The sequence below is a fragment of the Staphylococcus microti genome, assembly GCF_000934465.1.
In the GTDB taxonomy this organism is placed as follows: Bacteria; Bacillota; Bacilli; order Staphylococcales; family Staphylococcaceae; genus Staphylococcus; species Staphylococcus microti.
Genome location: NZ_JXWY01000002.1, coordinates 57,178 through 72,191 on the forward strand (window position 1 = coordinate 57,178; position 15,014 = coordinate 72,191).

The window sequence follows — 15,014 nt, forward strand, 5'->3', positions numbered from 1 at the left end:
AAGCACGCGCCACGCAAAAAAGTAGCACATAAGACCTTGTTATTCTTAAGTCTCTGCGCTACTTTTCGTTTGTACTATTCAATTGTTCGCTCTGACGTAAAGTTAAATTTTTCAAGCCATGCCGTCAAAATATCATGTTGACTTGGATGTAATGCTGACGTTGCACGGTCATCGATGAGTGCGGCGCCACCTTGTTCAAAAATATCATACGCCACATCAATACAGCGTGTACGATCACCCGTCAATAATACCATTTCTGGTGCTACGTTCGTCTCTGGCTTGATGGCTTCCACATCACGCACAACTTCTCCGACAATCGTCACACCCGGACCCGGTCGCTCTGGTAATTGTGCTATTTTATCGGCAATCGTTGTCACCGTGCCACCAATAATATGTTGGTTCGGACGTGTTGCATTAAAAATAACCGCAACCGGATAATCAATACCGACTTTTGTCATAATTTCATCCATAAGTAATGGTAAACGTTTCACGCCCATATAAATCGCTAACGTGCCGCCATTTTCAAGTGTTGTAATATCAATTTCATTTTCAACGTTATCTTTAAAATGCCCGGTTGTAAATGTGATGTTCGTTGACACTTGTCGTTCTGTCAAACCTCGCCCTAATTGACTAATCGCCGCACTTGCCGCTGTAATACCTGGCACAATTTCAAAATTAATCCCATGTGCACGCAACGTATCTACTTCTTCAGCCACTCGACCAAAGACAGCAGGATCCCCACCTTTAAGGCGTACAACATAACGATACTGTTGTGCTTTTTCAACAAGTAATTCGTTAATACGTTCTTGTCTCATATATTTCGTATAAGGCGTTTTTCCAACGTGCACCCATTCAGCATCCAGTCTTGATAATTGTAAAATAAAAGGATGTACAAGCTGATCATACAAAATAACATCTGCTTGTTGAATACAACGTTCTGCTTTTTTAGAAAGCAGGCACGGATTCCCCGGACCTGCTCCAACTAAATACACTTTAGTTGCATTGTCTGTTACAGACATACATATACCTCTTCATCAATCACTTCAACTGCATACGTTTCAACACAGCCTTCATCTGGTTCTTGAACAATACCCGTATTCAAGTCAACCTTTTGATCGTGAAGTGGACAGTAAACATAATGACCACTTACAGTACCTTCAGATAACGGCCCTTGCTTATGTGGGCAAACATTATTTACCGCTTTAATTTGACCGTCTTCCATTAAAAACAAGCCGATTTGTTTGTCGCCAACGATTACTTTTTTGCCGATTAATGGTTCTAATTCTGACATATGTGCCACTCTTACTTTTTCTGCCATCTGCATTACACCTTCTCCACTTCGAAAATTTTACGTTTATGATCATCACTTACGATATCGTTCCATGGTTCTTCCGCAACAGCTGCTTTCGCTTCCATAATACGTCCGTAAAGTTCTTCTTGTTTTTCAGGGTCTAATACGACTGACTTCACTTGATCAAAGCCCATACGTTTCAACCATGGTGCTGTACGTTCTGCGTAAATACCTGTTTCACGGTAGTATTGCATGTACGCACCACATAATTTTACAACGTCATCTTCTGTTGGCACAGTTGTCAGGAATTCTGCTTTCACAACATCTGTACCACCGTTACCACCAACATAGATTTGGAAGCCGTTTTCGACACCGATAATACCGAAGTCTTTTACACCTGATTCTACACAGCTACGTGGACAACCAGACACACCCATTTTGAATTTATGTGGTGTATCAATGTATTCAAATGTTTTTTCAAGACGAATACCAAGTTTCGTTGTATATTGCGTACCGAAACGACAGAATTCTTTACCAACACAGCTCTTTACTGAACGTGTTTTCTTCGCATAAGCAGACGCTGAACGCATGCCTAATTCATCCCATACTTTCGGTAATTCTTCTTTTTTCACACCGTATAAACCGATACGTTGTGAACCTGTTACTTTTACAAGTGGTACATTGTATTTCTTCGCCACTTCACCTAAACGGATTAATTGATCTGCATCTGTTACACCGCCGCGCATTTGTGGGATAACTGAGAATGTACCATCATTTTGGATATTCGCATGGTAACGTTCGTTCGCAAAACGTGATGCTTTTTCATCTTCATGGTCATGCGGATACACCATATTTAAATAGTAGTTAATTGCCGGACGACACTTCGGACAACCGCCTTTATCTTTGAAGTCCAATACGTGACGTACTTCTTTAGATGTTTTAAGACCTTTCGCACGGATTTGTGTCACGATTTGATCACGTGATAAGTCCGTACATGCACAAATACCTGTTGGTGCACTTTCAACGAAGTCATCGCCTAATGTGTACTCTAACAACTCGCCAATTTGACCTTTACATTTACCACAAGAGTTCCCTGCTTTTGTTACTCTTGTCACGTCTGCAACAGATGTTAAACCTTGTTCTTTAATCGCTTTAACGATGACACCTTTTGAAATACCGTTACAGCCACAGATTGTTTCGTCGTCATCCATATCAGCAACACTAATCGCATCTACTTCGCCTGCTTTATGCAAGATAGACACAAGTGTATATTCATCAATTGTGTCGCCTTTCTTCATCATATTGTAGAAACGGTTACCTTCTTCTGTATCGCCATAAAGTACCGCACCGACAATTTTCTTATCTTGAACGAAGATTTTTTTGTAAATGTTATCAACACCATTGAACGTTTCAATACCACGTACATCTTCGTTTTCAGTAATGCGCCCTGCACTAAATAGGTCACAACCTGATACTTTTAATGATGTGAACGTTGTAGAACCTTGATAGCCGTCTGTTGGTCTACCGGTAATATGGTCAGCAAGCACTTTACCTTGATCATAAAGTGGTGCAACTAAACCGTATACTTTAGAACGGTGTTCCACACACTCACCCACGGCATAAATGTTTGGATCACTTGTTTTCATAAAGTCATCGACAACAATACCACGACCGATTTCTAAACCAGCAGCACGTGCTTCTTTTGTCACTGGACGGATACCCACAGCCATTACAACCATGTCAGCATCTAACACACGACCATCTGATAAACGGATACCTTCTACATGATCTTGACCAATAATTTCTTGCGTATTCGCTTGTAGTTCAAATTTAATACCTTGTTTTTCTAGGTCTGCTTTCAATAAGCCCCCTGCTTTACGGTCAAGTTGTACTTCCATTAACCATTCCGCTAAATGCACAACGGTTACGTCCATACCTTGATCGACAAGACCACGTGCACATTCAAGACCTAATAAGCCCCCACCGATAACGATTGCTTTCTTTTTCGTTTTTGATACTTCTAACATTTTTTCAGTATCATCAATTGTACGGAAACCTACAACATCGTCTAAGCGTGAGCCGTCGATTGGTAAAATAAATGAATCTGAACCTGTTGCGATAATCATTTGATCGTATTCAACAACACGACCACTTTCTGTTTCCACATTTTGTGCTTCACGGTTGATTGTCACGACTTTATCGCCTGTAATCAACTGAATACCATTCTCTTCATACCACTCATATGGATTCATGATTGTCTCTTCGACAGTCATTTTGTTTTGTAAGATATTCGATAACATAATACGGTTGTAGTTCGGATAAGGTTCTTTACCGATGATTGTAATGTCGAACTTATCTGGATCACGTTCTAAGATTTCTTCGATTGTGCGGACCCCCGCCATACCGTTACCAATCATTAATAATCTTGTTTTACTCATGGATATCCTCCTCTAACGTTTCTAAATATGCCTTTAATTTTTTTGCGTATGCCTGTGTTTTACGAATCGACTGCCCCGACGATCCTACGCTAATCATCATATCGTCGTGCTTGATTGTTAACATGTTAAAAAAATCGGATTGTGCTCTGTCTCCCGTATGGTTCACCCATTGTGTATCTCGGGCATCTCGTACCACACGATCATTGACGTCCTGGTCGTCTGTTGCGACAATCACTAACACTGCCGTTTCAATATCTTTCGCTTCATATGGTTTTTGCATCAAGCGTACCGTTTCAGGCCATTGCGTTTCCATAAAGCTTTCGTGAAATTCAGGACTTACCACATCAATGGTGCAGCCTTCATGTATGAGTGCTTGAAATTTTCTCCAAGCAATCTTGCCCCCACCAACAATAACTACGTGCTTCTTACACAAGTTCAACTGTATCGGATACATGGTGTGCCTCCTCGCATGATGCAATACGCGCTAGGATAATACTTTTTAATACTGGGTCGAAGTTGATTGCTGTCGTATACGTAATTTCAGTCGGTAATGCAAGTTCTGCAATTTGTCGTTTCGTCTTATTGACCAAATAACCATCATAGAAGAAAAATGGGATAATCAATAACTTTTCATATTGTGCAGCTAATGGTGGCAACGTTTCTTGAAATTTCAACTTGCCATATACCATACTCGGATAACATTGTCGTTGTTCAGTCGTATGGTGTTTCGCTAAACGTGTTAATGCAATATCCGGTTCATCAAAACGCGCATTGCCATGTGCTAAGATAACAATACCTGTCGTCTCATCCACTTCATGTGCGTAGCGTGCTATTTGATGTGATACCCATTCCGCCATTGCTGGATGTGTGCCAAGCGGTTCAGCTAACACAAAGCGAACGTGTCGATACTGTGCCGTCCAATGTTGCACTTGATCCGCAATGTCTTCATAGTAATGTGACGCTGTAAAAAGTAGTAACGGCACAAGATTCACTGCACGATAGCCTTGTTGAATCGTTGCATCAATGACTTGATCTAAGGAACGTTCCTTAGATTCTAAAAATGCCACATCATAATCAATGTACGTCCCACTAAACAACTCATGAACAAAATGTGCCAACGTCTCATTTAACTTTCCTTTTCGCATACCGTGTACAATTAAAATCGTCTTTTGCAATCCACTCACCCCTCACTTTATATTGTAAGCTAATTCACAAAGTTTTTGTGATTCTATTCACAACTTAAAATAAAATTAGGGAACCCCCTATGCAACTCGCAAGGGGATTCCCTAGTGATTTATAAATACCTATTCATAACGACATATCTTCGGTTTACCTAAAACACGTGTACTCGATTTATTCATCCGCTTCAGACCACGGTGGCGGTGTTAAAAATGACGGATTATAGCGCTCTGGAATTAATACTTTAACCATCATCACGCCTTTGTCACCACTCGTTGGGTCTTCCATTTCAAAAAATGTTTCATAACCACGTCGTTGATACACATCTTCCAGCCAGCCGACTTTACGTGCAGATGTTCCTAACACAACCGCTGGCGCTTTCAATGTATCACGCAAAATCGTCTCTTCGACATAGCGCATCATTTCACTACCATAACCTTGCCCATTATAGTCTGGATCTGTCGCCAACCACCAAATAAATGGATATTTAGACACAGGTTTATCGCTCTCCCACGGAAAACGAATAGACAATGTTGAAACAATTTTACCATCCACTTCTAAAACGTAACACGCATTGTCACGAATATTATCTTCTATCATATCAGGCGTTGCATTGACAGATGGCCAATCAATCCCTACTTCACGTAAAGGTGTAAACGAACGATACATCATATCATGAAGCACCGCTGTATCTTCTAAAGTCGCCAATCGAAACTGTTGTGTCATCGTGACACATCCTTTCTTTCTCATATCGTAAAAGTTATTCTACCAAATGAAACAATCAAACAAGTAATAGTTCGCTCAAAAATACATATAAAAGACACTATGTAACTGATACATAATCAAGTACAATGTAAGTGTGAAATATCATGCGTTAATGGAGGGATTGAAAATGTCGATTGAAAAACCGACGAAAACAATTGAAGACACGTATGCATCACGTGGAATTGTAGAAGGGATTATTAGTAGCGTAGCGATGAAAGAAGTCATGCTTGATCGCACGATGCCACGCTACATTTTGAAATCAATGATGTCAGGATTCTTACTCGCCATTGTCACAATTTTTATGCTAGCAATGAAAACACAAATGGCAGGCGCATTACCGGGCGTTGTGAACTTAATGGGCGCAATCGCATTCAGTATCGCCTTAGTATTAATCGTGTTAACGCACTCTGAATTATTGACAAGTAACTTTATGTATTTAACTGTCGGCATGTATTATCGTGCAATTAATGTCACGAAAGCCATGTGGTTATTCGCAGTATGTTTCCTGGGAAATATTTTAGGGGCATTCGTACTATTCGGGCTACTTTACTTCACACAAGTCATGACACCAGAAATGATTGAAGCCTTAACAAAAACAGTTTCTGCCAAAACAGTAGAACCAACATGGTATGCGATTTTAGTCAAAGCGATCTTCGCCAACTTCTTTATCAATATCGGTATTTACGTATCACTCATGTTTAAAGAAGGCATGACAAAAACATTTTTCATCGCAGCCGGCGTTGTTATCTTCGTATTTATGGGCTATGAGCACGTTGTGTACAATGCAGGTCTTTTCGTAGGCATGTTATTCTACAACTTTGATGGCGCAAACTGGCTCGCAGTCCTTAAAAACATCGTCTTCGCATTTGTTGGTAACTACATCGGTGGCGGCGTCATGATTGGTCTATTATACGCTTACTTAAATGGCACACCGAAAAAATAGTAATCATTACAAATAAAAAATCCGCTGAACATTTGATTCAGTCGGATTTTTTATTTATCTTATTGCGCCGCTTTTTTACGACGCGTCATTACTTTCAAGCCATATGCGAAAATCCCATAACCTAACCCTGTTTGTACTGTCCACTTCAATAAACCATCCAACTTACAGATTTTATTTAACATCGCAGGCACCGCTGCACTCACAACATATAAACCTAATACTTTAACATAACGTTGATTCATCTCAATCTCTCCTATCATTGAATGTAAAAAATTTGATGCGATCAAACTCATATGTACATCGACCTTATTGTAGCACCGTTAATATGAAAAAGTTCTGTATGAAATTCTGACAATTTATTGAATGCACAAGTTTGGCAGGAATAATAAAGGAGTTGGCATAAATTTTATGTACTTCCAAATGGTAGAGGACTTAACTATTTTTATTTCTTCGCCAATTAATTTACAGAAAATTCTTTGGGATAATAAATTTTTATGCGACACTAGTGACTATACTTAAATAAAATATTATATAAGTCATCTGGAGGAAGAAATGATCACTTTAATTTTATATCAATTACTTTTGTTATTTGGAGTAGTAACTTTGTATTTATTGATTGTTCATGGTTATTTAGTCCCTGATTTTACAGTATGATGGCTATGATGATTTTAACTATCTTTTTTGCTTACGTGTACTACATGTTGGCATTTACTAAAGATGAAAAAGAATCCGACTTTAAAAGATTATTGATTTCTTCTTTAATTTTTATACCGGGACTCTTGCTAGAAATATTTATGATTACTATAGTCTTTATATTTTTCTACTAAATTATGGGGATAGCCCCGATATATCTTTTATAAAAGCTTTCACTATTGATCGTACAAATTCAATTAGAGGGTGATATTGTGAAAATAGGTAAATTACAAACTTCAGGGATCATTGTTTTTTTACTTTTTTAATACTAAGTTGGATTTTACAAAATGTGTGGGTATCTTATGTTGGATTGAGTATTTTTATTGTGCTTTCACTTTATGAGGTAATGAACAATGGCACTGAGCAAGAAAAGATAGGACAAATCTCTTTGATTATTTTGATCGTAATATTACATTTCATCGTTTACTTTTTTTAGGAAGTTAAAGCGTGTCTTTTCAGTCTTAATGTTATTAGAACTAACATTCTTTTTTAATTAACCTTAAACGTTTGATTAACAACGCCTGTTCCCCCATCATCAACTACCCAAAGCTCTATCTCCAATATAAGTGACTACTTAAATCAACTTAAGGCGTCGCTTTTTTAATGACGCCAAGCATAAAGTCCTTTCAAAGTTCAGATGTTCAGCAATCCAATATACCCATAGCAAATTAAAATGATGGACTGTGAAGTTCTTTGTATTACATGCTATTTTTATCGAATAAAACTTATATCAAGCTCAAAATAATATATTTATGAACAAATTGTGTCCATTTTATGAACAATATAAAATTGTATTATTTTTGTATTTATTGGCTGATACAATGTAACCACTTACAAAAAGAAGGGGCGTTAAACAATGGGAACATCTCAAAAGAAACAAACTGCAAGTAACTTTAAGCCGGTATGGTTTATTCTCGCATTCGTTGCTTTATTTGCGATATTACTCGTACCGACACCGGCAAGTTTGCCAGTAATGGGGAAATGTGCGCTTGCAATTTTGGCATTCGCTGTCATCTTGTGGGTCACTGAAGCTGTGAGCTATCCTGTCTCAGCTGCGATCATTATCGGTTTAATTATTCTTTTACTTGGATTTAGTCCAGTTCAAGATTTAGCCGAATCACTCGGCAATCCAAAAGCAGGTGGCGAACCGATTACAGGTGCAACAGCATTTGGCACAAGTAATGCACTCAAGCTTGCTTTTAGTGGTTTTTCATCTAGTGCCGTTGCGTTAGTTGCTGCTGCATTGTTCTTAGCAACTGCCATGCAAATTACAAACTTGCATAAACGTTTAGCACTATGGGTTCTATCACTCGTAGGTAACAAAACAACACGTATCGTAATCGGTGCGATTGTTGTAGCAATCATTTTAGCATTTTTCGTACCATCTGCCACTGCACGTACTGGTGCGGTTGTACCCATCTTATTAGGTATGGTCGCTGCATTCGGTGCAAGCAAAAACAGCCGTCTCGCTGCTTTACTTGTCATTACTGCAGTACAAGCCGTGTCTATTTGGAATGTTGGTATTAAAACGGCGGCAGCACAAAACATCGTGGCAATTAACTTTATTAACAACCAGCTTGGTCATGATGTTTCATGGGGCGAATGGTTCTTATATGCAGCACCATGGTCTATCATCATGTCGATCGTGCTATATTTCGTTGTATTGAAAGTCATTCCGCCTGAAAAAGATAAAATTGATGGTGGTAGCGACCTTGTCAAACAACAACTTGCTGAATTAGGACCGGTTACTCCAAAAGAATGGCGTTTAATTGCTATCTCAGTTGCCCTACTCGTACTATGGTCAACGGAAAAAGTACTACACCCAATTGATTCATCATCTATCACTTTATTAGCATTAGCGATTATGTTAACGCCAAAAATTGGGATTATGAGCTGGAAAGAAGCAGAAAGTAAAATTCCTTGGGGGACAATCATCGTATTCGGTGTTGGTATTTCGTTAGGTAACGTTTTACTACAAACGACTGCGGCACAATGGCTAAGTGATAAAACGTTCGGTTTAATGGGCTTAGAACATCTACCGCTTATTGCGACGATTGCACTCATTTCAATCTTTAACATCTTAATTCACTTAGGATTCGCAAGTGCAACAAGCTTGTCGTCTGCATTGATTCCGGTATTTATTTCATTAGCATCAACATTAAGTCTTGGCGATCATTCCATCGGTTTCGTTTTAATCCAACAATTCGTTATTAGCTTTGGTTTCTTACTCCCTGTAAGTTCACCACAAGGTATGTTGGCATACGGAACAGAGACATTTACTGCCAAAGACTATTTGAAAGTCGGTTTACCATTGACAGTTGTCGGCTATATATTAGTTCTTCTCTTTAGTGCCACATACTGGCAATGGCTTGGTCTTTTATAAAATATACGAAAGCGCACGAGAATGGAGGAAGCATTCTCGTGCGCTTTTTCATTCAACATCTCAAGGGTGAAACAAAATCCGGCTTGATTTAATCTTGTTTCATCCTCGTTAAGGAGGTGTTTTTGGGTATAAGGTTTAGGGATTGTTATATCTGCTTTCACTTGATCCATATGGGAATAGCATAAAGTTCTAGATAGTAACAAACGTCTTTTCAATTTCAATAAAATGACCACATTGAAGAAAGCGTCTCTTTCTCTATACGTTTGTTACATCCAAAATCAAGTTACGCTTGAGGAAGGACTTCTCCATGTCTCAACCTCTGCCTATATCATACCCCTATTTTTACACTTTCACATCGGACATGAGTTTGAACTTTTTCTCCGACTTACGCATGAGAAGCTTTTGGTGAAATTCACATACTCTTGTTTTTTCACTCACACTGTTTACTAAAAAGTCCACCCACACATGAAGTAACACACTTTTATAATATTGTTAAACAGATAATATTTTTATAATCCATTTGTCACTTCTTTCAAATACACACTAACAAAAAAGCTTTATATTACCCACTCAATCCCCTATTCTTCGCGTTCTAACCGCATTTTTACATACATTTTAAAATATAAATACAACGCATATAACTATGTGTATTTATTAAACAAAAATTACAAAAGTTTTTGTCTGAAAATTATCAACATTAGAACTTTATGCCGTTCACAATTAAGACACAACTACTTATTTGCGTCAAAGCTTTTATACTTTAATGTGAAAAAGCGTCAACGCAATGCGGTATATCAGTATTCTTGAATGCACATATTTTCACAATCTATATAATTATTTTATAAGATTATATTTTATATTTATTAGTGTGTTACCTACTTCTCAAAACCCTATTGCATACGCTTTCAAAAGCCTTTATGATGAGATTGCATTCGAGAGAGAGATTAAAAAAATAAAATAGATTTAGAGAGAAGGAATTGGTTATGGATTTCATTTTAGGTATTGGTACTTTACTCGTAGTTTTACTGGCTATGACTTTATTCTTAAAGTTTGCGCCAAATGGTAAGGTCAGCTTACAAGCGCTCTCCGGTGCTGCTTGTGCGACATTCTTACCAGAAGCTTTCTTAAAATACGCAATTGGTGGCGTATTCCACATTGACTACTTCGTCAAAATTGGGGAAATCGCAGGAAGCTTGAGCGGGGTTGCAGTTGGGATTTTAACTTGTTTGAAATTTGGCGTTAACCCTGTATTCGCAGTATTAACAGGTCTTGTATTATTCGACTTCAAATTATTACCAGCATTTATCGCAGCTTACTTCGTTGCATTCGGTTTAAAACAAGTCGAAAAACGTGTGCCTGAAGGTTTAGACTTAATCGTTGTTATCTTAGTTTCACCAGCTGTTGCATACGGTATTGCATCAATTGTATCACCAAGTGTCATCGCAGTATTAAAACAAATCGGTACAGCCGTTACAGCTGTTGGAGACAACAACCCTTACGCATTAGCATTAGTAATCGGTGCGATCGTACCAGTTGTAGGTATGACACCACTTAGCTCAATGGTATTTACAAGCTTACTTGGCTTAACAGGTATTCCAATGGCAATCGGTGCATTCGGTTGCATGGGTAGCTCATTCGTTAACTTTGTGTTATTCAGAAAACTTAAAATCGGTAACCCAGGTAAAGCCTTTGCGGTTGCTATCGAGCCATTAACACAAATTGACATTATCGCGAAATACCCTGTTCAACTATACGGTACAAACGCAATTGTAGGTGCAATTAACGGTTTATTTATCACATACATGGGTATTGTAGTAAACCAACCGGGTATGGCAACACCAATTGCTGGTCCAATCGTAGCACTTGGCTTTAACGAAGTGGTACCAACAGTTATCACAATCGTTGTTGTTGCAGTAATCAGCATTATCTTAAGCTACATCATCGGTACATTTATGAGCAAACGTAATCTTAACTTTAATATCAAATCAAATAAATTAAACAATCAAACAAACTAAGGAGCGAATTCATTATGGCACGTACGAAAGACTTTCAAAGTGCATTCGATATTATCGGTCCAGTTATGATGGGACCTTCCAGTTCACATACAGCAGGTGCTGTTAAAATCGCTAAGGCTGCGCGTGCAGTCTTAGGCGGTACACCTGAGTCTATCGAAGTACACTACTACGAATCATTTGCTGAAACACACAAAGGACACGGTACAGACTTAGCGATTGTCGGTGGTCTACTCGGCTTTAGCACATTTGATGAGCGCATTAAAACATCAACAAAAATCGCTAAAGAACAAGGGATTCCTTATGAATTTATTGAAGAAAAAGGCACAAGCTTAGGTGAACATCCAAACTGTGCATTGATCATTCTTGAAAAAGACGGACGTCATGTTGAGCTTAACGGAATCTCAATTGGCGGTGGTGCTTTCAAAGTAAAAAGTATCCACGTGAACGGTATGTGTATCCTTTTATCACACACGCCAAACTTACTTGTGATCGACGGTGAAAGTGGTATTTCTGAAATCAACCTTCTAATTAATGCACTTGTTGAAGAAGGCGTAGATATTAACGAAGAAATTAAAACAATGAGCGGTGGACGTTGTCTCCTCGCATTACACTTAAATAAAGCAATGAACGCATCATTACTAGAATCGTTGAGAGAGAAATATTCGAGCTTGAATTTCTCTTACATCGAATAATCAGGGGGAAATAATCATGTTTGATTCAATGAAAGAATTAATAGAATACGCAGAGCAAAACGACACAACATTTTCCGAAATTATGATTGCACATGAGATGGAAACACGCGGAATGACTCGTGAAGAAGTCTACGGTTTAATGCAACAAAACTTAGATACAATGCGCGATGCTGTTGAAAAAGGTTCAACAGGTGAAGGCGTTAAAAGTGTGACTGGCTATACAGGTCAAGATGCGATTAAAGTACGTAAATATAATGAAACACATAAAGCCCTTTCAGGTAGCGATATGATTTCAGCGGTACAAGGCGCAATCGCTACAAACGAAGTTAACGCAGCAATGGGTATTATTTGTGCCACACCTACAGCAGGTTCTTCAGGTACAATCCCAGGCGTATTATTCAAATTAGAAAAAACACATGACTTAGATAACGATCAAATGATCAAATTCTTATTCTCAGCATCAATGTGCGGTATGATTATCGCTAACAACGCATCAGTTGCCGGTGCGATCGGTGGTTGCCAAGCAGAGGTTGGTACAGCATCAGCAATCGCAGCAGCTGCAGCAGTTGAAACATTCGGTGGTACACCTGAACAAGCAGGTCACGCCATTGCAATTAGCTTAGCAAACTTACTCGGCCTTGTTTGTGACCCAGTTGCTGGTTTAGTAGAAATTCCATGTGTTATGCGTAATGCTATCGGTTCAGGTAACGGATTAATCTCAGCTGACCTTGCACTTGCAGGTGTTGAAAGCCGTATCCCAGTAGACGAAGTTATTATGGCAATGGACACTGTAGGTCGTAACTTACCTGCATCATTACGTGAAACAGGTATCGGTGGTCTTGCAGGTACACCAACAGGCCAAGCAATTAAAGAAAAAATCTTTGGTACTTCTAATAAAGACGAAGTATTCTCATAAACAACATAAAGTTATATATACAGAAGTTTGAGATATCGAGCCTATCTCAAACTTCTTTTTTGTTTCTATTTAAATAAAGATGCTTACTATTCCCCTTTTCTATTAGACTTCCTTTTTATAATATAAATAATTTCATCGCAGAATTTTCTGAAAAATACTATCTTTTTATTTTAAAAAGTGATATAACTGTTGTAAGGCTTTTCAAAAAAAGGTCACATCATCGATAAAAAGGAGCTGAGAAAGATGCTTAAAAAGTTGGCGTTATTGTTTTTAGCACTCGTCATTACAACGACCATCGCTGAGACATATTTAATTGCAGGCACTTGGCAATATTTGCTCATGCAATCATTTTCACTCAGTATCATTGGTTTTTTCATCTATAATTATGTCGTATTCCGTTTAGAAGAGAACAAAGCATCCTCATCAGCTACCGTTCAACAAGAAGTTGATGACGAACCTTTCCACAAAGGCATCCTCGACAAAAATAAAACGATACAATAGATGATATAGATTCAATTGCGCATGAGCGTAGACGTTAAGTCGCCTATTCTCATGTGCTTTTTTATTGTACCTACTGCTTAAAGGAGGCCTATCGTTATGAAACTGAAACATCTCAAATACCTTTATTTACTAACGATCCTATCCTCAAGCTTATTGTATGCTTTTAGCACAACTAAAATCATTGCTTCTACTCAGTTGTCACCGTTCACAATTATTTTTATGAGTACTATAATGGAAATCTTCATATATATTGATTTGAACTACCTAAAAACATTAACAACACTCAGTACAAGAGCGATTGGCAGTATAGGTATCTTTATATTCTTTGTCATCCAGCTCTTATTTATGCGTAACTTGAATGACGCTATCATTTTATTAATAACATATTTAATATGTAGTATACTTTTCAATATTTATTTACTATGCCTTGAAAATCAAATTGTCATGTTAAATGGAAATATGCGAAACAGTCTAATAAGTATTACGTTATTAAGAAACATATCAAAAATTTTAGGATTTGGACTAGGTTCCCTCTTTCAATATATTTCTGTATGGCATTACACGTTTATTTTATTCTTTACATTTATCATTTTGCGTACTGTTCATATGAAAAATGCGGACACACCGTTAGCACCTATCTCATCGCTCAAACATCTAAATCATCGAGCATTGATTGTATTCCTACTTTGTTTAGGAAGTGTAGCAGTGTTTACCATTCCGCAACTCATACAAGATTTGCATGCACACGGTATGACAACATATAGTAGCTTGGCTTTTATGTTGCCAGGTATTTTTTCCATTTTATATTTAAAATATCTAAAAGACACACGGTTTAATCAGAACTTCAATTTAAAAAGCATGACGTACATTTCTTTGATTTCGTTTTATCTCATACTGCAATATTGGGACACATTCATTTTTATAAGCATTATCATTATTTCTATTATTATCACAATCAGCATTTCAATCATTATTGATATACGTGCGCGATTTATTCAGCACAATACACAAGTAACACTTAAAAACTTACTGCAGTTTATGAACTTGATAAGCGCACTATCGTTACTCGTCTTTTCCGTTATTGCACTGTTTCTCCCCGATATTACAACAATCATACTTATTATCAATATTGTTGCTGCAAGTATATTAGTGTTCAGCAAACACAAAAGTAGTGAAGATGACCTATCAACTTAGGCTT

General features: G+C 37.9%; 14 protein-coding genes. 7 read left to right on the forward strand and 7 right to left on the reverse strand.

What is annotated here, in order from left to right; genetic code table 11:
• Nucleotides 1–74: 74 nt before the first annotated feature.
• The 6 genes from cobA to TP70_RS00475 form a co-directional block, all read right to left on the reverse strand.
• On the reverse strand, nt 75–1,019 hold the full coding sequence (cobA, locus tag TP70_RS00450; RefSeq protein WP_044358543.1) for a uroporphyrinogen-III C-methyltransferase: 945 nt from the start codon (nt 1,017–1,019) through the stop codon (nt 75–77).
• On the reverse strand, nt 1,010–1,324 hold the full coding sequence (nirD, locus tag TP70_RS00455) for a nitrite reductase small subunit NirD (protein ID WP_044358544.1): 315 nt from the start codon (nt 1,322–1,324) through the stop codon (nt 1,010–1,012). The genes cobA and nirD overlap by 10 nt, the downstream gene beginning before the upstream one ends.
• Nucleotides 1,324–3,729, reverse strand: a complete 2,406-nt coding sequence (gene nirB, locus TP70_RS00460) for a nitrite reductase large subunit NirB (RefSeq protein ID WP_044358546.1) — start codon at nt 3,727–3,729, stop codon at nt 1,324–1,326. Before nirB ends, nirD begins: the two co-directional genes overlap by 1 nt.
• Nucleotides 3,722–4,183 (reverse strand): precorrin-2 dehydrogenase/sirohydrochlorin ferrochelatase family protein, encoded by a 462-nt coding sequence (locus tag TP70_RS00465; protein ID WP_044358548.1) that lies wholly within the window; start codon nt 4,181–4,183, stop codon nt 3,722–3,724. Before TP70_RS00465 ends, nirB begins: the two co-directional genes overlap by 8 nt.
• Complete coding sequence (locus TP70_RS00470; protein ID WP_240626949.1) at nt 4,155–4,904, reverse strand: sirohydrochlorin chelatase; 750 nt, start codon at nt 4,902–4,904, stop codon at nt 4,155–4,157. Before TP70_RS00470 ends, TP70_RS00465 begins: the two co-directional genes overlap by 29 nt.
• Before the next feature lie 178 nt (nt 4,905–5,082).
• Nucleotides 5,083–5,634, reverse strand: coding sequence for a GNAT family N-acetyltransferase (locus tag TP70_RS00475; RefSeq protein ID WP_044358550.1), 552 nt, complete (start codon nt 5,632–5,634; stop codon nt 5,083–5,085).
• Between the two features lie 166 nt (nt 5,635–5,800).
• Between TP70_RS00475 and TP70_RS00480 the strand changes: the two genes are divergently transcribed.
• Nucleotides 5,801–6,616: a formate/nitrite transporter family protein gene (locus TP70_RS00480; RefSeq protein WP_044358552.1), complete on the forward strand. Its 816-nt coding sequence runs from the start codon at nt 5,801–5,803 to the stop codon at nt 6,614–6,616.
• A gap of 59 nt (nt 6,617–6,675) precedes the next feature.
• Here the strand turns inward: TP70_RS00480 and TP70_RS00485 are convergent, their stop codons facing one another.
• Nucleotides 6,676–6,858, reverse strand: coding sequence for a hypothetical protein (locus tag TP70_RS00485; protein WP_044358554.1), 183 nt, complete (start codon nt 6,856–6,858; stop codon nt 6,676–6,678).
• Between the two features lie 1,307 nt (nt 6,859–8,165).
• Here TP70_RS00485 and TP70_RS00490 point away from each other — a divergent pair.
• From TP70_RS00490 to TP70_RS12130, 6 genes are all read left to right on the forward strand, one after another.
• Nucleotides 8,166–9,692 (forward strand): SLC13 family permease, encoded by a 1,527-nt coding sequence (locus tag TP70_RS00490; protein WP_044358555.1) that lies wholly within the window; start codon nt 8,166–8,168, stop codon nt 9,690–9,692.
• Between the two features lie 983 nt (nt 9,693–10,675).
• Complete coding sequence (locus TP70_RS00495) at nt 10,676–11,707, forward strand: PTS sugar transporter subunit IIC (protein ID WP_044358556.1); 1,032 nt, start codon at nt 10,676–10,678, stop codon at nt 11,705–11,707.
• Between the two features lie 14 nt (nt 11,708–11,721).
• Nucleotides 11,722–12,399, forward strand: coding sequence for an L-serine ammonia-lyase, iron-sulfur-dependent subunit beta (gene sdaAB, locus TP70_RS00500; protein ID WP_044358557.1), 678 nt, complete (start codon nt 11,722–11,724; stop codon nt 12,397–12,399).
• Between the two features lie 16 nt (nt 12,400–12,415).
• On the forward strand, nt 12,416–13,315 hold the full coding sequence (gene sdaAA / locus TP70_RS00505; protein ID WP_044358558.1) for an L-serine ammonia-lyase, iron-sulfur-dependent, subunit alpha: 900 nt from the start codon (nt 12,416–12,418) through the stop codon (nt 13,313–13,315).
• Nucleotides 13,316–13,558: 243 nt separating this feature from the next.
• Nucleotides 13,559–13,816, forward strand: coding sequence for a hypothetical protein (locus TP70_RS00510; RefSeq protein ID WP_044358559.1), 258 nt, complete (start codon nt 13,559–13,561; stop codon nt 13,814–13,816).
• 606 nt (nt 13,817–14,422) lie between these two features.
• A complete protein-coding gene (locus TP70_RS12130) occupies nt 14,423–15,010 on the forward strand; it encodes a hypothetical protein (RefSeq protein ID WP_156962247.1) in 588 nt (195 codons plus the stop codon).
• Nucleotides 15,011–15,014: the final 4 nt, after the last annotated feature.